The sequence below is a fragment of the Biomaibacter acetigenes genome (assembly GCF_003691585.1).
Classification (GTDB): domain Bacteria; phylum Bacillota; class Thermosediminibacteria; order Thermosediminibacterales; family Tepidanaerobacteraceae; genus Biomaibacter; species Biomaibacter acetigenes.
The window spans coordinates 1,433,384-1,453,167 of record NZ_CP033169.1 but is presented as its reverse complement, the minus strand read 5'-3'; the positions used below and the strand labels follow the sequence as shown (position 1 = coordinate 1,453,167).

Annotated in this window: 22 protein-coding genes; 3 read left to right on the top strand and 19 right to left on the bottom strand. The window is 41.4% G+C overall.

All coding sequences use genetic code 11. The features are described from left to right. Nucleotides 1–2: 2 nt before the first annotated feature. From D2962_RS07130 to pta, 7 genes are all read right to left on the bottom strand, one after another. Nucleotides 3–992, bottom strand: coding sequence for a beta-ketoacyl-ACP synthase III (locus D2962_RS07130; protein WP_120766789.1), 990 nt, complete (start codon nt 990–992; stop codon nt 3–5). Nucleotide 993: 1 nt separating this feature from the next. Then, nucleotides 994–1,995 carry a phosphate acyltransferase PlsX gene (gene plsX / locus D2962_RS07125; RefSeq protein WP_120766788.1) on the bottom strand — a complete coding sequence of 334 codons (1,002 nt, stop codon included), beginning with the start codon at nt 1,993–1,995 and terminating at the stop codon, nt 994–996. After that, nucleotides 1,992–2,567 carry a transcription factor FapR gene (gene fapR / locus D2962_RS07120; protein WP_120766787.1) on the bottom strand — a complete coding sequence of 192 codons (576 nt, stop codon included), beginning with the start codon at nt 2,565–2,567 and terminating at the stop codon, nt 1,992–1,994. The genes plsX and fapR overlap by 4 nt, the downstream gene beginning before the upstream one ends. Nucleotides 2,568–2,720: 153 nt before the next feature. Beyond that, on the bottom strand, nt 2,721–2,903 hold the full coding sequence (gene rpmF, locus D2962_RS07115; protein ID WP_120766786.1) for a 50S ribosomal protein L32: 183 nt from the start codon (nt 2,901–2,903) through the stop codon (nt 2,721–2,723). An 18-nt stretch (nt 2,904–2,921) separates the two neighbouring features. Continuing rightward, nucleotides 2,922–3,428, bottom strand: coding sequence for a YceD family protein (locus D2962_RS07110; protein WP_162991140.1), 507 nt, complete (start codon nt 3,426–3,428; stop codon nt 2,922–2,924). Nucleotides 3,429–3,490: 62 nt separating this feature from the next. After that, a complete protein-coding gene (locus D2962_RS07105) occupies nt 3,491–4,681 on the bottom strand; it encodes an acetate/propionate family kinase (RefSeq protein WP_122014593.1) in 1,191 nt (396 codons plus the stop codon). Nucleotides 4,682–4,724: 43 nt separating this feature from the next. Continuing rightward, the gene (pta, locus tag D2962_RS07100) at nt 4,725–5,750 is read right to left on the bottom strand and encodes a phosphate acetyltransferase (RefSeq protein WP_342774532.1); all 1,026 of its coding nucleotides are present in this window, start codon (nt 5,748–5,750) and stop codon (nt 4,725–4,727) included. Between the two features lie 181 nt (nt 5,751–5,931). On the opposite strand from pta, the gene D2962_RS07095 reads away from it, so the two are divergent. Beyond that, entirely contained in the window at nt 5,932–7,179 is a 1,248-nt protein-coding gene (locus D2962_RS07095) for a nucleotidyltransferase (RefSeq protein ID WP_122014592.1), read from the top strand. On the opposite strand, the gene D2962_RS07090 is transcribed toward D2962_RS07095, so the two are convergent. Next, the gene (locus D2962_RS07090; protein WP_245984951.1) at nt 7,171–8,178 is read right to left on the bottom strand and encodes a YlbL family protein; all 1,008 of its coding nucleotides are present in this window, start codon (nt 8,176–8,178) and stop codon (nt 7,171–7,173) included. The genes D2962_RS07095 and D2962_RS07090 overlap by 9 nt on opposite strands. After that, complete coding sequence (locus tag D2962_RS07085; RefSeq protein ID WP_122014590.1) at nt 8,168–8,956, bottom strand: patatin-like phospholipase family protein; 789 nt, start codon at nt 8,954–8,956, stop codon at nt 8,168–8,170. The genes D2962_RS07090 and D2962_RS07085 overlap by 11 nt, the downstream gene beginning before the upstream one ends. Nucleotides 8,957–9,049: 93 nt before the next feature. On the opposite strand from D2962_RS07085, the gene ylbJ reads away from it, so the two are divergent. Further along, nucleotides 9,050–10,309, top strand: coding sequence for a sporulation integral membrane protein YlbJ (ylbJ, locus tag D2962_RS07080; protein WP_120766780.1), 1,260 nt, complete (start codon nt 9,050–9,052; stop codon nt 10,307–10,309). Here the strand turns inward: ylbJ and D2962_RS07075 are convergent, their stop codons facing one another. From D2962_RS07075 to D2962_RS07045, 7 genes are all read right to left on the bottom strand, one after another. Then, nucleotides 10,310–10,756 (bottom strand): ATP synthase subunit B family protein, encoded by a 447-nt coding sequence (locus D2962_RS07075; protein ID WP_120766779.1) that lies wholly within the window; start codon nt 10,754–10,756, stop codon nt 10,310–10,312. 16 nt (nt 10,757–10,772) lie between these two features. Beyond that, nucleotides 10,773–11,273: a pantetheine-phosphate adenylyltransferase gene (gene coaD / locus D2962_RS07070; protein ID WP_120766778.1), complete on the bottom strand. Its 501-nt coding sequence runs from the start codon at nt 11,271–11,273 to the stop codon at nt 10,773–10,775. Continuing rightward, entirely contained in the window at nt 11,270–11,824 is a 555-nt protein-coding gene (gene rsmD / locus D2962_RS07065; protein WP_122014589.1) for a 16S rRNA (guanine(966)-N(2))-methyltransferase RsmD, read from the bottom strand. The genes coaD and rsmD overlap by 4 nt, the downstream gene beginning before the upstream one ends. 281 nt (nt 11,825–12,105) lie before the next feature. Continuing rightward, the gene (locus D2962_RS07060) at nt 12,106–12,330 is read right to left on the bottom strand and encodes an alpha/beta-type small acid-soluble spore protein (RefSeq protein WP_120766655.1); all 225 of its coding nucleotides are present in this window, start codon (nt 12,328–12,330) and stop codon (nt 12,106–12,108) included. A 102-nt stretch (nt 12,331–12,432) separates the two neighbouring features. Next, nucleotides 12,433–14,463, bottom strand: a complete 2,031-nt coding sequence (recG, locus tag D2962_RS07055; protein WP_245984949.1) for an ATP-dependent DNA helicase RecG — start codon at nt 14,461–14,463, stop codon at nt 12,433–12,435. A gap of 9 nt (nt 14,464–14,472) precedes the next feature. Continuing rightward, a complete protein-coding gene (locus D2962_RS07050) occupies nt 14,473–16,128 on the bottom strand; it encodes a DAK2 domain-containing protein (RefSeq protein ID WP_122014587.1) in 1,656 nt (551 codons plus the stop codon). 18 nt (nt 16,129–16,146) lie between these two features. After that, the gene (locus D2962_RS07045) at nt 16,147–16,500 is read right to left on the bottom strand and encodes an Asp23/Gls24 family envelope stress response protein (protein ID WP_120766652.1); all 354 of its coding nucleotides are present in this window, start codon (nt 16,498–16,500) and stop codon (nt 16,147–16,149) included. Nucleotides 16,501–16,651: 151 nt separating this feature from the next. Between D2962_RS07045 and rpmB the strand changes: the two genes are divergently transcribed. Continuing rightward, nucleotides 16,652–16,840: a 50S ribosomal protein L28 gene (gene rpmB / locus D2962_RS07040; RefSeq protein ID WP_120766651.1), complete on the top strand. Its 189-nt coding sequence runs from the start codon at nt 16,652–16,654 to the stop codon at nt 16,838–16,840. 132 nt (nt 16,841–16,972) lie between these two features. On the opposite strand, the gene D2962_RS17495 is transcribed toward rpmB, so the two are convergent. The 3 genes from D2962_RS17495 to pknB all read right to left on the bottom strand — a co-directional run bounded on the left by D2962_RS17495 (nt 16,973) and on the right by pknB (nt 19,777). Continuing rightward, a complete protein-coding gene (locus D2962_RS17495; protein WP_162991139.1) occupies nt 16,973–17,131 on the bottom strand; it encodes a hypothetical protein in 159 nt (52 codons plus the stop codon). A gap of 79 nt (nt 17,132–17,210) precedes the next feature. Beyond that, nucleotides 17,211–17,867, bottom strand: coding sequence for a ribulose-phosphate 3-epimerase (rpe, locus tag D2962_RS07035; protein ID WP_120766650.1), 657 nt, complete (start codon nt 17,865–17,867; stop codon nt 17,211–17,213). Between the two features lie 29 nt (nt 17,868–17,896). After that, nucleotides 17,897–19,777: a Stk1 family PASTA domain-containing Ser/Thr kinase gene (pknB, locus tag D2962_RS07030; protein ID WP_120766649.1), complete on the bottom strand. Its 1,881-nt coding sequence runs from the start codon at nt 19,775–19,777 to the stop codon at nt 17,897–17,899. Nucleotides 19,778–19,784: the final 7 nt, after the last annotated feature.

Here is a 19,784-nt window from a genome sequence, read left to right as displayed (position 1 = left end):
TCCTAATCTTCCAGATTCCATTCCAGTAGATTGGCTCCCCAGGTTAGACCCGCTCCAAACCCCACCAGAATCAATTTATCGCCCTTTTTTATTTTTTTATCCCTATATGCTTCATCCAGAGCTACAGGTATGGAAGCCGATGACATATTTCCATATTTGTCTAGATTTACCACCACCTGCTCTCGGGGGAATTTAAGCCGCTTTATAGCAGCATCTATGATTCTGATGTTGGCCTGGTGCGGAATGATAAAATCCACATCTTCTATGGTCAGGTTTGCTTTTTCCGCCGCTTTCCTTGCGGCCTCTTCCAGTATCCGGACTGCAAATTTAAAAACCTCATTGCCGTTCATATTGATATAATGCCTGCGGTTTGTTATGGTATCCGGATTTGCAGGCTCTTTTGAACCTCCTGCCGGAAGTGCTAACAAATCAGCCCCGGTACCATCAGCCCCCAGAACGCTTGAGAGGATACCGCCTTCCTCAACTTCACTCACAACAGCAGCTCCGGCACCATCTCCAAACAGAACACATGTGTTTCTGTCTTTCCAGTCGGTTATCCTGGAAAGCATTTCCGCACCGATTACCAGGATGTTTTTATATAATCCCGTGCCGATAAATTGAACCGCTGAGGTCAGTGCATATACAAATCCGGTACACCCCGCCTGAATATCAAAAGCAGCAGCATTGACGGCACCTATTTTACTCTGTATAATGCAGGCGGTAGAGGGGAATATCATGTCAGGACTGGCTGAAGCTACTATAATCAAATCAACATCTTCAGGAGAAAGTTTTGCATTTTCCAGTGCCCTTTTTGCGGCTTCGACTCCCAGGTCTGATGTACACGCATTTTCCGGTCCGATTCTCCTGAAGGAAATACCTGTTCTTGTTTTGATCCATTCGTCTGATGTATCTACCATCTTTTCAAGATCAAAATTAGAAAGAACCTTATCAGGAACATATGAGCCAATGCCGATTATGCCTGCTTTTTTCAAGTCAAATCTTCCCTTCTGTGTTTATTTCAAGACTTTTTTTCAATTTATTATTGATATTAGCTTCCGCATATCTTTTTGCCGCTTTTATTCCATTATAAATAGCTTTTCTATCTGAAGAGCCATGGCATTTTATGAGGACCCCATTGAGACCCAAAAACATCGCACCTCCATACTCCGAATAGTCCAGGCTGGATTTTACTGCTTTCATGGCCGGCATGAGCAATAAAGCTCCCAGTGAATATGTAATGTTTTTCTTGATTTCCTGTTTTAACCTGTCAAAAATAAACATTCCGAAACCTTCCACGGTCTTTAAAAATATATTTCCTGTAAAACCATCACAAATAACCACATCAGCGTTTTGATTAAAAAAATCCCTGGCTTCTATATTCCCTGCAAAATTTATGTCTTTAATCATTTTTAGTGAAGAGTACGCCGATTTAATAACTGAACTGCCCTTTTCCTCTTCCACGCCTATATTTAATAGGCCTACCCTGGGATCTTTTCTTTTCAACACTTCTCTGGCGTAAATGCTGCCCATTAATGCAAACTGAACAAGGTTATTGGGCTTTACCTCACTATTGGCACCTATATCTAAAAGCAGTACCGGATCTTTTTTTGAGGGAATCACAACTGCGATGGCAGGACGGTCGACCCCCTCAAAGCGTCCAAGGATAAATAAACCACCGGCCATCAAAGCTCCGGTGCTGCCCGCCGATACCATGGCATCGGCCTTTTTTTCCTTTAATAAGCCAAGGCCTTTTACTATGGACGACTCTTTTTTCCTTCTGATGGCGGTAACGGGTGATTCCTCATTAGTTATAACTTCCTGGGCATCTACCACTTCAATATTTTTGCTGTTTTTCTCATTGAGAAGGGGCTCGATTTCTTGACTTCTTCCTATCAGAATAATCTTTATACCTGTTTCCTCACAGGCTTTAACAGCCCCCAGCACCGTTTCCCTAGGAGCATTGTCCCCGCCCATGGCATCTACTATGATTTTCATTGTTTCACCTCATCATCAAGTGATACCAGTATAAATTTGCCTCTAAAAACTTCCTTCTGCTTTACAAAGATCCTGACAAAAACGAATTTTTTATTTCCCCTGACCCTGGTCACTTCAGCTTTAGCCACCAGCTTTTGCCCCGCATATACCGGCAGCTTGTATTTTATGTTAGCCACTCCCGTCAAAGCCACATTGGCGTCGATTACTGCTATAGCCAGGGAATTGGCCTGGGCAAAAATTATATCTCCACGTATAACTCTTGTTTTACCAAAAGTCATATCCTGAGTTGTTTCCAGGATGGATATTCCTCTTTTATCAAGTTCCAGGTCCACAAGTTCGCCTATTATTTCCTTTACATCAATAGAACGAACTTTGGAATAGTTTTGCCTGGCCACGCTTCTAATCCTCTCTCTAAGTTCGGGCAGTTTGAGTTCCATCCTATCCAGTCTTATAGTCTGTATGCTGACCTGAAACTTTTCAGCCAGTTCTTCATCGTTTAAAAAAGGGTCATCGCTGAGGATTTGCTTAAGGCGCTCCTGTCTTTCTTTTTTTGATAACCCTTTTTTCGTCAATATAATCACCCCAAAACAATACTTGCTTTTAAGAGCAGCTATTAAAAGTATATAATACTTTTACCATAAAATCAATATTTCACCAGAAGTTTTTTAAATGCACCGGGTTTAAAAATCAAAACCCCTGCTTTCATTCAAGCAGGGGTTTAAAATTTATTCGGCTTCGACTTTCAATACCTCGCGATTTTTGTAATAACCACAGTTGGGGCATACCCGATGGGGCAGCTTAGGCTGGTGGCACTGGGGACACTCCGCAAAAGCCGGAGCGGCCAACTTCCATTGGCTTCTTCTCATATCCCTTCTGGATTTGGATGTCCTGTGTTTTGGATTGGCCATTCTTGCACCTCCTCGATTCTAGTCCCTTTCCAGAAATTGTTTTAAGACCGACAAACGGGGATCTATCTCCTCATCCTTACAGTGGCACGCGGTTATGTTCAAATTGGCGCCGCAGTGAGGACATATTCCCTTACAATCGGGTTTGCAGAGTATTTGACCCGGCCAGTTAAGTATAATCTCATTTAATATATATGGCCGAAGTTCAATTTCATCTCCTGAAAATGGGATTATTTCCTCTTCGTCGAATTCAATGGGAACATCACTAAATTTAAAACAAAAACTTATGTTTAGATTCACCCGGATTTTTGCAAGGCATCTATAGCAAGAATCTTCCACAGAAGTTTTTATCGAACCCTGGACCTCTAAAATCCTATCTCCGATATTCTCCACTCTGCCTTCCACCCTTACCGGTTCGGCAAAGTTCAAATCTTCTTGCTTAACCTTGATCTGCCTGATATTTTCCTCAAACTTGAAATCCAGGACATTGCCCTCGGATTGTTTTACTCTTGCTAGAGATAGCCTCACTTGGATTCACCTCAAAACACTAACAATTATTATATAGACACATTTTCTTTATGTCAAGAAAATTATATAAGAGAAACCGTATCAAGGGCTATCATCAATTCTTCATTGGTGGGAATGACGAGAACACGGGTTTTGCTACCATCCGCAGAAATATCAGCCTCTTTTCCTCTTACATTGTTTTTGGCATCATCAATTTTTATACCAAAATAGTCCATTTCATCACAAATCATCCTGCGTATGCTTATGGAATTTTCACCGATGCCTCCGGTAAACACAATGGCATCCAGTCCATTCATGGCTGCGGCATAGGAACCGATATATTTTTTAGCCTGATATGCGAATACGTCCAGGGCCAATTTCGCTCTGGTATTTCCCGCAGCCGCTGCATCCTCTAAATCCCTAAAGTCGCTGCTGACGCCCGAAATCCCCAGCACTCCGCACTTCTTATTTAAATAATCATTTATCTTATCCAGAGATATTCCTTCCTTTTCCATAAGGAAAAACACTATAGAAGGGTCTATGCTCCCACAACGGGTACCCATAACTATCCCTTCTAACGGAGTAAAGCCCATGCTGTTTTCTATAGACTTGCCGTTTTTTACGGCAGATATACTTGATCCATTCCCCAAGTGAAGGGTAACAATTTTCAAGTCTTCTATAGGTTTCCCCAAAAATCGTGCGACTTGCATAGAAACGTATCGATGGGATGTACCATGAAAACCGTATCTTCTTATTGAATATTTCTTATATAACTCATAAGGAATTCCATATATATAAGCATGTTCCGGAATTGTTTGATGAAATGCCGTATCAAATATTGCCGCCATCGGCGTTTCCGGCAGTATCTGACGTACCGCTTCTATACCCAGTACATTGGCCGGGTTATGAAGAGGTGCTAATGGAATACATTCCTTTAATCCTTCAAGTATCGCATCATTTATCAATACCGGTCTTGCAAATTTTTCACCCCCATGAGCAACCCTGTGTCCTACCGCCGATATTTCCGATATATTTTCCAGAACCCCGTGTTTTTTGTCCAGCAGGGCATCCAGCATCATTTTGACCGCGACTTTGTGATTGGGAATATTTTCGGATATCTCCACTTTGTCTTTATTGGCAGGCTGATGCTTGAGCATGCCACCTTCCAGGCCTATTCTTTCTACAATGCCCTTTGCCAGCACCGATTGATTTTCCATATTGAATAACTGGTATTTCAGTGATGAACTGCCGCAATTTATAACCAGAACTTTCAAGTGAAAACCTCCCTTTTTATATTTTATAATATTTTATAATTGATTACATATTGCTTGCCTGCAGCGCTGTAATTGCAACCACATTCACGATATCTTCAGCACTGCATCCGCGGGACAGGTCATTTATGGGCATGGCCAAACCCTGGCTGATGGGACCTACCGCTTCAGCTTTGGCCAGGCGCTGCACCAGTTTATATCCGATATTTCCCGCTTCCAATTCAGGGAATATCATGATGTTAGCATGGCCTGCTATTTTGCTATCGGGAGCCTTGGTTTTAGCCACTTTAGGAACCAGAGCCGCATCCGCCTGAAGTTCACCGTCCACCATTAAATCGGGGGCCTTTTCTTTAACGATGCGTGTGGCTTCTATCACCTTGTCCACCATTTCATGCTGGGCACTGCCCTTTGTTGAAAATGAGAGCATAGCTATTCTGGGGTCATCGTCCATCAAGGCTTTCCATGTCTTTGCCGAAGAAATAGCGATTTCGGCAAGCTGCTGTGCATTCGGGTTGGGATTAATGGCACAGTCGGCAAAGAGCATTATGCCATTGGAGCCATATTCACAGTCCGGCACTATCATGATAAACGCGCTGGACACCACGCCTATTCCCGGAGCTGTCTTGATGATTTGAAAAGCCGGTCTAAAGAGGTCTGCAGTGGCTGTTATGGCACCTGCCACCATGCCATCCACATCCTTGCTCTTAACCATCAGTGTTCCATACCATATGGGATCCCTGGCCAATTCGGTCGCTTTTTCAATTGTCATACCCTTTTGCTTTCTTAGTTCATATAAAAGGGATGCATATTCCTGGGTTTTGGGAGATGTTTGAGGGTCAATAATTTCAATGCCCGAAATATCATATTTTCCTTCTGCCTGCTCTTTAATCTTTTTTTCGTTTCCCAGCAGAATGGTCTTTGCTATATTCTCCTTTTTAATAACCTCAGCCGCTTTAAGGGTTCGCTCATCGATGCCTTCGGCAAGAACAATGGTCTTATTGGTGCCCCTGGCACGCTGCCTGATTTTTTCAATCAAATCCATGTTTAATCTCCTCTCTTTAAATAAATTTATTTTTTTACGTTCTTTTGTTAGTTTTTGTTCCACAATTTTATTTATGCGATACAAAATACCCCCAAAAAACCAGCGCGTATAACACAAAAAGAGAATTTCGATATAAAATACAAATTTCCTTCTTAATAAAAATTTTTTTTTGTTATATAATAGATTAAATTTAAAGTTTGGAGGATAGTGTATGAATATTGTTGGAGTAATCGCTGAATATAACCCCCTGCACAACGGGCATTTATACCATCTTAATCAAATAAAATCGCAGTTAAAGCCGGATGGTGTTGTGTGTGTTATGAGTGGAAATTTTGTCCAGAGAGGCGAGCCTGCCATCTTTGACAAATGGGCCAGGGCTGAAATGGCATTAAATGCCGGTGCGGACCTTGTTATAGAACTGCCTGTATGCTTCTCTACAGCCACTGCGGAAATTTTTGCAGAAAGTGCCGTAAGGCTTCTTTATCAAACGAGAGTGGTCAATATACTCAGTTTCGGTATAGAGCAGTACCACGAAAGGGAATTTTTTGCCCTCGGTAAGCTCCTGGCCCAGGAACCTGTTCTTCTAAAAGAGATGATTAAAAAAAATCTTAAGCAAGGTATATCTTTTCCTCTAGCCAGGCAAAAAGCAATAGAAGAATTTTTAACATCACACAGCTGCGGGTATGACATGGAAGCTATATCTAAGATGCTAAAAATGCCCAATTCCATACTTGCCCTGGAGTACATAAAAGCTATTATTAAAATAAAAGCAGACTTTTCCCTCTTTCCTGTCATAAGAAAAGGTGGAGGTTACAATGAACAAAATCTGACCGGGTTTTATTCTAGCGCATCTGCTATTAGGAAAGCCTTCCGGGACAATAAACCACAACAGTGGGATACGCTTGCAAAAAATATGCCTGATTTTTGTTTTAGAACCATAAGGAAAGAAATTGACTCAGGCCGAGGCCCTGTGTTCTTGAAAGACTTTGAAACAATGATTCTTTATGTTCTGCGCCGCATGCCAAAACAGGATTTGAGTGCTTTTTTCGATATTAGCGAGGGTTTAGAAAATAGACTAATAGCAGCCGCAAAAAACAGCGAAAATATAGAACAGCTCATACTTCAAACAAAAACCAGGCGGTATCCCGAAACCAAAATCAACAGAATCCTGATTCACATTTTGCTGAATATAAAAAAGGATATTGTTTCCACCAGAAATCCCCTGTATTTTAGAATTCTCGGATTTACTTCTAAGGGTTCATATATTTTGAAACAAATAAAAACCAGGTCTTCAAACCCGATTATAACCAGAGCTTCGGAATATAAAGACCTGGAGTACTATGCACGGCAAATGTTTGAGATAGACCTTCTTTCATCGGACATATATGCCCTTGCCTTTAAAAACCAGTCCCTCAGAAAAGGCGGCTCGGATTTTACCCGAAGGGTTATTTCATTTTAATTTTGAAAGATAATCCAGGATATCATCAAGCTTTTTTACAGAAACCACCTTTATACCAAGTTTTTTGGCTGCTTCCATCGCATCTTTTGCATTTTTTTCCGGGGCAAAAAATATCTCGGCTCCATCCCGGTGGGCAGCCACAACTTTTTGCTGTATACCACCTATCTCCCCTATATCCCCGTTGAGACTGATGGTCCCTGTGCCTGCAATCTTTTTGCCTTTTGTAAGGTCTTCAGGGGAGAGCTGGTTTAATATCTCCAGCGCAAACATGCTTCCAGCTGAAGGACCGCCAATTTCTCCGGTATCAATCTTGATATTTAGGGGCAGGATGGGTTTCCAGTTCAGAGTGGTTATATATACTCCAATAACGGCTTTGCCTTTTTCACTGCCGCTTTCCATGGTCGGCACCGTTATTTCGAGAATTTTACCCTTTCTTTCAACTTCAAGAGCTACATTTTCACCAATTTTATGAGCCGTTACTTTTTTTACCATTTCATCCGCCAGGTTGACTTTTTCACCATCAACTTTTTTAATGATGTCTCCCGGAAAAATCTTATTTTTAGCGGGGCTTTCGGGCATAATTTCCACCACCTGGGCCCCGTCTCCCCGGATTTCAGGGCTGTAGCCCGCCTTTTTCAGCGCCACTACCTCTGCGATTTTCTGGCTTTCTTCCATCCATCTCTTCATGTATTCCATATATTTTTTCATGTCCCAGCCGGGTGGTATCATCTGTTCTTTTTTTTCAATATTTATATATGGATCCACCGCAGCAATAATTAAAAGAGGTAAATCTAATGACCTGCTGGATACCGTCGTTAAAAAAAAAGAACCCTTTTCATTTTTTGAACCGTTTTCCACCGTAATAATATTTTTCAAATCCACCGTTATACCGGGGGCGATTATAGTATAATTTTTACTCAAATAGTAATTTAATGCTACAAGTGCTATAGCTATGATAATGATTGTACGCAAATACCGTTTTAAAAAACTACTTTTCAAGGGCGCCAACCTTCTTTCTCAAATATTTCAAAATCTGGGGGAGGGCTTTTTCTGCAGCCTTACGGCCTTCACAAATACATTTTTCAACCTGGTTAAAAGCAAGGCCGTCCACATCGGAAAGTTCAGGGGTAATCAAAACGTCGCAATCATATTGTTTCAATGTCTGTATTTCCCTTCCCATCACATCAAAAGTTTGAATGAGTATATCATAAATATTTTTTGGGGGTGAATAGTTACCAAAACCCAGTTCAACTCCTATCACAAGTTCAGCCCCCATCATTCTGGCCTGGCTTCCTGGAACCCTTTCCAGCACTCCTCCATCCACCAGGATTTTACCCCCTACCTCCACAGGGCAGAATATTCCCGGTATAGCTATACTGGCCTTCACCGCCGATGCTACATTGCCCTCCTTTATTAATATACTTTTTTTGGAGCAAAGATCTGTGGCCATTACTCCAAGCGGAATCTTAAGCTGTTCAAAATCCATATTCTTTGTGAGTAATTTTAAAATTGTTTCGATCTTATTGCCGGCAATAAGGCCCTTTTTGGGAACGGAAATGTCCACCCAATGCCTCCTTCGTATCTGATAGGCCAGACGTTCCAGCAAAACAGGATTTATGCCTGACGCATAAAGAGCCCCTATCAAGCTTCCTATACTTGAACCCACTATCAGATCCACCGGTATTTTCTCCCGCTCAAACACCTGTAACACCCCGATATGGGCATAACCTTTTGCTGCACCGGAGCCAAGCGCCAAACCTACCACCGGTCTTTGCATCGGGACACTCACCTCATAAGAATATTAAGTCCTTCTCAGCAATATATATTATATATAAAAATAAAAGAAAATTACACTTGGGAGGCCTAAAATATGAGCTTAAAAATATCCGGAAAAAGAATTTCTAAGTTATATCAGCTACTTCTGCCGGCAGTTGCGGTAATCATTACCGTTTCAATTGTCAGATATCCGGACGATGCCTTCGATGCTGCCGTTGAGGGGCTTGATGTCTGGTTCAATGTGGTTCTCCCGGCTTTGCTGCCTTTTTTTATAGGTTCACAGCTTTTGATGGGCCTGGGTGTGGTTCATTTTATGGGAGTCTTGCTGGAGCCATTTATGCGGCCTCTCTTTAATGTACCGGGAGTCGGTTCCTTTGTTATGGCTATGGGCCTGGCCAGCGGGTATCCGGTGGGTGCAATGCTAACAGGTAAACTGGTAAAAAGAAAACTATGTAATGCCCGGGAAGCCGAACGCCTTATGTCGTTTACAAACACCGCCGATCCTCTTTTCATGGTGGGAGCAGTGGCGGTGGGAATGTTCAATGACGTGAGGCTGGGTTCTATAATTGCCATTTCACATTATATCTCGGCCGTTTTGCTGGGTATTATCATGCGATTTTATGCTCCAAAGGCCGAGATAACTCCAACGGTGGCTTTCATAAATAAACGCGAGAGTATTTTTTTAAAGGCTACCCGTGAACTTTTAAGGGCACGAAAAGAAGATAACAGGCCTTTTGGCCAATTACTGGGGGATTGTATAAAAGACTCCATAAACTCCATGCTCCTTATCCTGGGATTTATCATACTTTTTTCTGTTTTAATCAGAATAGTCACCGTAGCAGGATTTATAAGCATGATATGCCCTGTTATAAACATTATGCTAAACATTTTAGGATTGGATGTAAGTCTTTCTCCTGCCATACTCAGCGGTATCTTCGAAATCACTCTTGGTACAAAATTGGCCAGTGCCGCCACAGCTCCTCTGGTGCAGAGAGTTATTATAGCCAGTAGCATAATTGCCTGGAGCGGATTGTCTGTTCATTTCCAGGTCATAAGCATGGTAAGCGATACCGATATTCGAATAGCCCCTTATATTATTGCCAGGGTTTTACATGCCGTTCTTGCGGGAATAGTAACTTATCTTTTAATGGTTGTTCCTATAAATAGTTATAATTCACTTGTGATGCCCGTTTTTGCCGCCGTTCCCCAGCCTAATTCAGAAAGCTGGATTTCCATTTTCAAGATTTCTACAGAAGTTTTCATATTGTTGTTCATTCTGGTTTTATTTATTTCGGTTATTGTCCATCTATTAAAGGGGTTCGAGGTAGTAGGCTTTAAAGTGATAAAAAAATAGTTATCTTTTTTGATTCAATTCTTCCCTTCCTTTTCTCACGGTTTCAAGCACCTTTTCCAGGTGCTGTTCTAACTGGCTCAGGACTTCATCGGCATAGTCGTTGGCTCCTGCCCGTATCTCCCGGGCAGTTTGTTTTGCATATGAAAGTATCTGTTCAGATTTTTCCTTGGCCAGTTTGATTATTTCTTCCTGATTTACCATTTTTTCAATGTGATTCTTAGCCTCTTTAATTATCATTTCGCCTTCTTTTTGTGCTTCTATTAAAATCTGCTGGCGTTCTTCAATTATCCGCTGGGCTTTCTTCAAATCATCGGGCAGTAATCTCAAAAGCTCATCAATTAAATCCAGTATTTGTGCCTGGTCAATGACAACCTTGTTGGAAAAAGGAATCTTAGAACTCGAATTTATGATTTCCTGAATTTGCTCAATTATTTTATAGCATTCCATTGAAAAACCCCCAATACTATTTAGTAGATTTTGATTCTAACGAAATCAATTTTTGTTTCAAATGATTTTCCACCACAGGGGGTACAAGATTACGGATACACCCCCCGAATCTTGCCACCTCTTTAACTACACTGGAAGAAAGATACGAGTATTTTGCACTGGTCATCATAAAAAAGGTTTCAATATCATCATCAAGCTTTTTATTCATAAGAGCCATTTGAAGTTCATATTCAAAATCTGATACCGCCCTGAGCCCTTTGATTATAATTCTTGCCTTTTTTAGTCTTGCAAAATCTACCAGAAGGCCCTGAAAATTTTCCACTTCCACATTGGAAATGTGTTTTACAGAATCTCGAATCATTTCAACCCTTTCTTCAGCGGTGAAAAGAGGTTGTTTTTGCGGATTTGATAAAACTGCGACAATCAACCTATCAAAAAACCTTGCACTCCTTTCTATAATGTCTAAATGGCCATAAGTTATTGGATCAAAACTTCCGGGGTATATAGCTGTACTCACGATTTTTCCTCCTTAATCAAAAAAGACAGAATTGTCTTACCATATTTTTTTTGTTTTATATACACAAAACCGTCGTATTCAAGAGAAATATCCCATGCATGCTGAATAACAATAACGGATTCCGGTTTTAAAATTCTAGAATAGCGTAAATATTCAAGGCATGGATTGATTTCGTTTTTATAATAGGGCGGGTCTAAAAAAATTATATCAAAAGATTCATCTTTTTTCTCCAGTTTTTTCATGCTTTCCATAGCATCGTAACATAAAACCTCGGCTTTACTGAGCAAATTTAGATTTTTGAGATTCTCAAAAATCACTTTACAGGCCACGTGGTCTTGTTCTATAAAAGCCGCAAAATCCGCCCCCCTGCTCAAAGCCTCAAGGCCCACCGCACCCGTTCCCGCAAAGATGTCCAGAAAGCGGCATTGCACTACTTTCTGGTTTAATATATTGAACAGTGCTTCCCTGACCATATCCGGAGTGGGCCTGGTGGTCCTTCCCCGGGGAGATTTTATTTTTCTGCCACGATGAATTCCACCTACAATCCTCATAACAGGCACCATCCATTGTTATGTCTAGGATATATTCTAACATATTACACAACTCTTTAAAACGAATAAAAAAAAATTTATTTTTTTGGGTTTAATTGTATAATTATCTTTATATTTGTAGATAATATTAACGTAACAAACTTTCCCCATAAGCTCTTCCTCCGGTTTCTCCTCTCCCAATGTCGGCAGCATGGCTGCCGACATTTAATTTTACAAAACTAGCCGCATGATAAAAAAGAACAGACTCAATCCTGAGTCTGTTCTTTTTATAAATTTCTATTTTATTGAGTTGTGCCTCCACCACTCAAACGTCTTTCGTAGTCCTCGATCATTCTTCTTACCATGTGGCCTCCAACAGCGCCACAATCCCTCGATGAATAGTTGCCCCAATAGCCGTCAGCAGGAGCGGTGATACCAACTTCCCTGGCAACTTCTGTTTTGAACTGCTCCATAGCCTTGTTGGCCTCAGGGATTACGAGTTTATTTCTCTTTTGTCCTAATGCCATTTTTGTCACCTCCTTTACTATCGTACTTATAATATAACCCGTGTAAAAGTCTATATACTAGAACAATATACCTTTCAAGCCAATCAGTGCATTTAGAATTTTTTAAATTTTCATTTTTTCTTTAAGAACCTTAGCAAGGTCCTTATACTCTGGAAGTAACAGGTAGCCTTTTTCTACTATATCTGAGGCAAGCAATTTTATACTTTCGAGCAGCCTGACATCCCTTATAAGATTTGCAAGCTTGAACTCAAAAAAGCCATGCTGTTTGACCCCGAGAAATTCTCCCGGGCCTCTCATTTCAAGGTCTATCTGAGATATTTCAAAACCGTCATGGCTTTTCATCATATACTTCAGACGAGACCTGGCGGTTTCTTCTTTTGAATCGGATATCAAAATACAGTAGGATTTTAAATGGCTCCTGCCAACCCGACCCCTTAGTTGGTGCAGTTGTGCCATACCGAACCTTTCAGCATTTTCCACTATCATTAGTGTGGCCCACGGCACATCCACTCCCACTTCAACCACGGTAGTGGAGACCAGCACCTGAATTTTTTTTAAAAGGAAATCTTTTAAAATTCTATCTTTATCGTCATTTTTCATTTTCCCATGTAATACCTGGATTTTCAAAGCCGGGTATTCTTTTTTTAAGCGTGCGCCCAGGTCTTCCACGTTTGAAACATTCAGATCGTTTTCTTCCACGGCAGGACAGACCACAAACACCTGATGGCCTTTCTCAACTTCCCGGGCCATAAAATCATAAACTCTTTTCCTCATATCGTTTCCCACTACATATGTATCAACTTCCTGTCGTCCCGAAGGAACGGTATCTATGACAGAAATATCAAGGTCGCTGTACAATACCAGTGCCAGAGTCCTGGGAATGGGTGTGGCGCTCATTACAAGTATATCGGGGTAATACCCCTTTTTAACCAGTTCTTGCCTCTGTTTCACACCAAACCTGTGCTGTTCATCGGTTATCACCATTCCAAGTTTAAAAAACTCCACATCCTGCTGAATTATAGCATGGGTTCCAACAATCACATCGGTACTGCCTTTTTTTAAATTCTCAAGAATACGGTCTTTTTCGGCTCTGGATATCCCACCTTTTAATATGTCCACTTTTATTCTATGGGGACTCAAGAATTTTTCCAAGGTTAGAAAATGCTGTTCTGCCAGGATTTCCGTGGGAGCCATAAAAGCGCCCTGCAGACCATTTTTCACGGCCAAATACAGCGCAATGCTGGCAATTACAGTCTTACCGGAACCCACATCGCCCTGTATAAGCCTGTTCATATTTTGCTCACTTTTTAAATCGCTTATTATATCCCCGATAACCTTTTCCTGACCGGGAGTCAGTGTAAACGGAAGTGTGGACAAAAAAGGGGTTATATCAAAATTGGTATATACATTTTTTCTTTTATCACCGACAAACTCTCGCCGGGTTTGTGCCATAGCCAATTGAAACAGGAGAAGTTCCTCAAAAATAAACCTGACACGGGCTCTTTCCAGCATTTCAAAACTTATAGGAAAATGTATATTTTTTAGAGCTTCTTTTCTGGAAATCAAATTGAATTTTTTAATAATATCTTCAGGTAAGATTTCCTGTATTTCGGAAATTTCTTTTAGCGCACTTTTCATAATCTGTCTCAATATTTTTTGAGAAAGCCCCTTGGTGAGAGGATATATGGGGCTGATTCTGTCCAGTGTAATGGGATTATTTTTATCAAATTTTTGCCACTCAGGGCTTATTATCTCGTATTCCCCATAGTTTTTTCTGACTTTCCCTATCAACAAAAGTCTGTCGCCGCGGCGAAAATTCCTGTTTATGTACGGTTGGTTAAAAAAAACCGCATGGCCTTTATTTTTTCCATCAGATACCGGCACCAGTGTAAGTCGGATTCCCGATTTTGCCTTTTTTTCTATGGCCGAGTCTTTTACTATGCACGGAAAGGCGCCGGTTTTTTCCTCACTGCCCTGCGAAAATTTCAAAGGCATCAGATCGATATAGTCTCTTGGGAAAAAAAATAAAGCATCCTCGACAGTTTTTATCCCCAGTCTATTTAATAATTTAGCTCTTGTAGGCCCTACACCCTTTATATTTTTTATTTCGGATGACAACTCCAAAAGGACCACCTCGCCTATCTACTCCACAGAAACAATATAATAATACAGGCTCTGGCCTCCGTTATAATATTCAATGTCAAAATTAGCATATTTTGCCGAAAGCTCATCACTTATGTTTTGTATGGATGAAGCATCGACATTCTGTCCGTAATATATAGTAATTATTCCGTACTCCTTACCCCGGACCATTTCATCTATCAAAGCCAGCAATACTTTCTCCTTATCCCTTTCCACCACGATTAGCTGGCCATCCTTTATGCCGATTACATCTCCCTGTTTTATTTTAGTCCCGTTCCACTGGGAATCCCTCACGGCATAAGTGACTTCACCTGTCACAACATTTTTAATGTTTTGACTCATGCCGGCCAGATTATCATCTATAGAAAGCATTGGATTAAAAGCCAGCAGGGCCGCTATTCCCTGAGGCACCGACCTTGTGGGCAGCACATAAATATTTTTTTTACTTATGAGTTTTACCTGCTCGGCAGTCATTATAATATTTTTATTGTTTGGAAGAATTATGACATTTTCGAAAGGCTCTTTTTCGATGGCTGACAATATGTTTTCGGTACTGGGGTTCATGGTCTGCCCGCCTTCAATCACATCATCGGCACCGAGACTTATGAAAATGTCTTTCAACCCCTGGCCCTGGGAAACCGCAACAATACCTGTTTTCTTTTCGGTTTTTTGGGGTTGGTGCATATCCTCAACATCATGCGAAACGTCTGTTTCCTGTTTTTTAATCAGTTCCCTGTGCTGGATTTTCATGTTGTCTACCTTGATATTGGATAGTTCTCCCCACTTTAAGGCCGTTTCCATAACCTCTCCGGGATGATTGGAATGAATATGTATCTTTGCAACACCCTCCATGCCCGTAACAATAATGGAGTCGCCGAGGTCGGAAAGCTCCTGTTTAAGTAAATCCAGATCGATATCCCTTCCCCTGATAAAAAGTTCGGTACAGTAAGTAAATTTGATTGTATCTTCAGCATCTCTGAATTCAAATGCATCGGTCTTTTCCGCTTTTTGTTCCAAAGCACTTTCCGTTAAATCAGGATTTTCAAGAGCCTCCAGAAATCCCTGCATTAAAAAAATTAGGCCTTTTCCACCTGCATCCACCACTTTTGCTTCTTTTAATACTTTCAGCATTTCGGGAGTTTTGGCCAGAATTTTTTCACCGTAACTCAATGCATTGGCAAAAATTTTTTCCATATCATCGATTTTTCTGGAATCTGCCAGCATTTTATCAGCCATTTCCCTGGCCACCGTCAGTATTGTCCCTTCAACGGGACGGATAACCGCTCTGTAAGCCGAATCTACCCCACTTTTAAAAGCCTGGGCGAATTCCAGGGGAGATATGCTTTGTTTATTGGAAGATATACTTTGAGAAAAACCTCTGAAAAGCTGTGAAAGTATGACTCCGGAGTTACCCCTGGCTCCCATCAACGAACCCCAGGCCGCTGTATCCACAACTTTTTTTAACTCATCCGACTGAAGTTTTTGCAGTTCACCCGCAGCCTGGTCCATTGTGAGGGACATATTTGTTCCGGTGTCTCCATCGGGTACGGGAAACACATTTAACGCATCCACCACTTTTTTATTCTGTCTTAAAACGTAAGCCGCATGTATAATTGCTTTTTTTAATAGGTGCCCATTGATTCTGTTGTAACTCAAAACCAAAAACCTCCCAATTTACTTTATCCTTATTCCCTGAACTACCACATTTATTTTGTCGGGATCAAAACCCAGTATGTTTTTAAGGTTAAAATGCACCTTTTCAATGACATTGCTGGCAACTTCATTTATTTTGGTACCGTATTGAACTATTATGTATAAATCAATTACTAGCTTGTCATCGGTTAACTGGACTTCCACTCCCTTACCCAGATTTTCCCTCCCCAGGAGTTCGGTTATACCGTCGCTCATTTTACGGGAAACCATGCCAACCAGACCGTAACATTCCATGGCCGCATTGCCTGCTAGAAGCGCTATTACTTCCCTAGATATTTCGATTTCTCCCAGGCTATTCTTTATAATATTTTTCAAGGTGGTACCTCCCTTCCTTTTTTTAAAGAAACACCGTGCTTCTAAATCTATTATAATACATTTTTAACTTTTTTTTAACAACTTAGATTCATTTATTGCAGAGCCTTCATTTATGTGGTAAAATAGCTTTGTATGTAAAGGAGGTGCAAAAGTGGCAAAGTGCGAGATCTGTGGTAAACTTCCCAGAAAAGGTATTCAGCTCAGCCATTCCCATATAAGGTCTAAGAGAGTGTGGGCCCCGAATATCCGCCGTGTAAAGGTAAATGTCAACGGTACCATTAAAAGAATAAGCATCTGTACGAGATGCCTTCGTTCAGGAAAGGTCCAGAGAGCCCAATAAAATTAGCGTGCATTTCCAGCACGCTTTTATTTTTACTCATTCTTATGCCCGAACAACCCCAGTATCTTTTTAACAATCCGGCCTATGCCTTTGGGTAATTTCAAAACATAGATACGCATATACCTTCCCCCTTTACCGATTGGTAGTAAATAATATCCACCCGAACCAGATTAAAAAACCGCCCAGAGCCATCATCCATATCCACGAAGGCATGCTTAAAATCAAGATCGCCGCTCCCGATATAGCTGCTACAATTCCCAGGATCTTCTTAAAATCCAGTCTTTTCCACACTTCGCCACCCCCCCGGTCCTGAAAATCCTCATATATTATTTATATTCATGAGCATTTGTTTCTGACACAAAAAAACCCCTTACAGGGGGTTTTTTTCTTTCATATGCCTTATTACTTTTGATGGATCAGGTGCATTATATATAGCCGAACCCGCTACCAGGATATCCGCTCCGGCTTCTATGATCTCTTTCGCATTTTTCTCGTTTATTCCTCCATCCACTTCTATGGGAATGTCAAGACTCATGGAATTCAACATGGCCTTCAGGGCTTTAATTTTGTCTTTTATTTGAGGAATAAACGTTTGTCCTCCAAACCCCGGGTTGACACTCATTATCAGTATCATACCAGCCTGGTCTAGAATATATTCGAGGTCCGCCAGGGGTGTACCCGGATTTAATGCAACGCCGGGGGTCACTCCCTTGCTTTTAATATAGCCCAGCAACCTGTGAATATGAACGCTGGCCTCTATATGGACAGTCAGTATTTGAGCCCCAGCGTTTATATAGTCATCCACATATTTTTCCGGATTTTCAATCATCAAATGCACATCAAAAGGTAGAGAGGTCCTGCCTTTCAGGCACGATATGACAGGAGGCCCGATGGTAAGATTCGGGACAAAATGACCATCCATAACATCAATGTGCAGAAGATCGGCTCCGGCATCTTCTACTTTTTTAACCTCTTCCCCTAAACAAGCAAAATCCGCTGATAATATAGAAGGAGCAATTTTAATCATGGCAAACCTCTCCCTTAAAAAATATCGAATCAATAGGATTCTTTTAGAAGTAGTGTATTGTCAAGCCATACTTCCACATTCATAACCCCTGCCCCTTCAATGGGAATAATTAAGGGGCTGTCCTGGGGAGTATGCCTTTTATTATATACCAGCCGGTTTTCGTCGAGGTCATCCGATACAATAACCTTGATGGCAAACTCTGAGGGTTTTGAAGGCAAAGGTATGCTTAAATTTAATTTTTTTATTTTTAGCGGACCGCTGCTTACAACAAGGTCTACGGTTCCTTCCGGACCTATGGGGTCACCGGGTCTGGGGCTTTGATCCATAACTGTGTTTTCCGGAACGGCATCACTGGATTTTTTGGTGATGGTACCTATCTGTAATTTCTGTTCTTCCAGTAGTTTTTTTGCATCATCCAGTGTCTTGCCTATTAATACAGGTGTATTTGACTGTTTTATTTCAGGGCCAAGGCTCACGGTGAAATTTATGGCAGTTCCTTCAGGAAGTGATAGGTCCGCCCTGGGGTTCTGATCGAGGATTACACCCTCGGGAAATTCATCGGAATATTCCCTGGAGATACTGCCCACTGCAAAACCGTTATTAGTCAGCATAGCAATACCATCCTGTTCGCTCGAGCCGACAATCCTGGGAACCTTGCTGGTTTTCGGCCCCTTGCTGATGACAAGGCTTATAGGAGGATGATTCACCTTGACAGTTTCTCCTCCCTTTGGGTCCTGATCAATTACCTGTCCGTCAGGCGCTTTGTCAAAAACTCTATCGGCAGTATATTTAAGATTCTTTTGGGCAAGTTCGGCTGATGCTTCTTCTTCGGATTTACCTATGACATTTGGAACGCTGACTTCAGGCACCTCAAAATATTTTCGGGCCCAGACGGCGCCAAGGTACGAAAACGCGCTAAACAATGCTATTACTAATAAAACTATGGCTATATTTCTAAAGATTGATGACTTCCTGGCTTTTCGGGAAACGGAGTTCTGGATTTTCGGAGAAGTTTTTGAAAATTGCTCTTTTTGAGTATTGTTCAGAACCAATGTATGCTCCAGTTCCGATGGCTTAAAGTTTACAATATCGGAGTGCTGAGAGACTTCGTTTAACTCCCTTTTAAGTTCTGCAGCGCTCTGAAACCTTTCATCCGGTGACTTGGCCATACATTTTTCAATAATGGCCTCCAGTTCTTCAGGAAAACCCGGTATTATATTTGAAATAGGTGAGGGACTATCCTGTATTTGCTTTAATGCAATGGCCACAGGGGTTTGACCCTCGAAGGGGAGTTTGCCTGCCAGGGCTTCGTATAGCACCACTCCAAGGGAATATATATCGGAGCGTTCATCTACCATATCACTTCTTGCTTGTTCTGGAGAAAAATAATGAACAGAACCAAACACGCTGCCTGTATTTGTGATAGTTGTATCGGCGGTTGCTCTAGCAATGCCGAAATCAGCCACCTTTACCCTTCCTTCGGGAGTAATAATTATATTGTGGGATTTGATATCCCGGTGTACTATCTTGTTTTTATGGGCACATTCCAGGGCATCACAAATTTGCTTTCCTATCTCGATGACTTCCATGGGCGGCATGGGAGCTTTCAATTTTATAAGCTCTTTCAATGTCTTGCCTTCAATGTATTCCATTACAATATAGTAAAGCCCATTTTGCTGGCCTACATCATAAATGCTTACGATATTGGGATGAGAAAGGCTGGCTGCAGCCTGAGCCTCCCTTCTAAACCTCCTGACAAAATCATTATGCCCGGAAAACTCGGGGCGTAAAACCTTTATGGCTACTATCCGGTTCAGCAGGGTATCACGGGCTCTATATACTACCGCCATACCTCCGCCACCAATTTCCTCAAGAATTGTATACCGGTTTCCCAGTGTTTTTTCAATCATGTTCATC

What these genes read in the sequence shown, in the direction of transcription:
- rpmF (WP_120766786.1), bottom strand. Translation starts at nt 2,903, where the DNA reads ATGGCCAATCCAAAACACAGGACATCCAAATCCAGAAGGGATATGAGA.
- D2962_RS07095 (WP_122014592.1), top strand. Translation starts at nt 5,932, where the DNA reads ATGAATATTGTTGGAGTAATCGCTGAATATAACCCCCTGCACAACGGG.
- rsmD (WP_122014589.1), bottom strand. Translation starts at nt 11,824, where the DNA reads ATGAGGATTGTAGGTGGAATTCATCGTGGCAGAAAAATAAAATCTCCC.
- ylbJ (WP_120766780.1), top strand. Translation starts at nt 9,050, where the DNA reads ATGAGCTTAAAAATATCCGGAAAAAGAATTTCTAAGTTATATCAGCTA.
- D2962_RS07060 (WP_120766655.1), bottom strand. Translation starts at nt 12,330, where the DNA reads ATGGCATTAGGACAAAAGAGAAATAAACTCGTAATCCCTGAGGCCAAC.
- plsX (WP_120766788.1), bottom strand. Translation starts at nt 1,995, where the DNA reads ATGAAAATCATAGTAGATGCCATGGGCGGGGACAATGCTCCTAGGGAA.
- rpe (WP_120766650.1), bottom strand. Translation starts at nt 17,867, where the DNA reads ATGATTAAAATTGCTCCTTCTATATTATCAGCGGATTTTGCTTGTTTA.
- D2962_RS07085 (WP_122014590.1), bottom strand. Translation starts at nt 8,956, where the DNA reads ATGCAAAGACCGGTGGTAGGTTTGGCGCTTGGCTCCGGTGCAGCAAAA.
- pknB (WP_120766649.1), bottom strand. Translation starts at nt 19,777, where the DNA reads ATGATTGAAAAAACACTGGGAAACCGGTATACAATTCTTGAGGAAATT.
- D2962_RS07075 (WP_120766779.1), bottom strand. Translation starts at nt 10,756, where the DNA reads ATGGAATGCTATAAAATAATTGAGCAAATTCAGGAAATCATAAATTCG.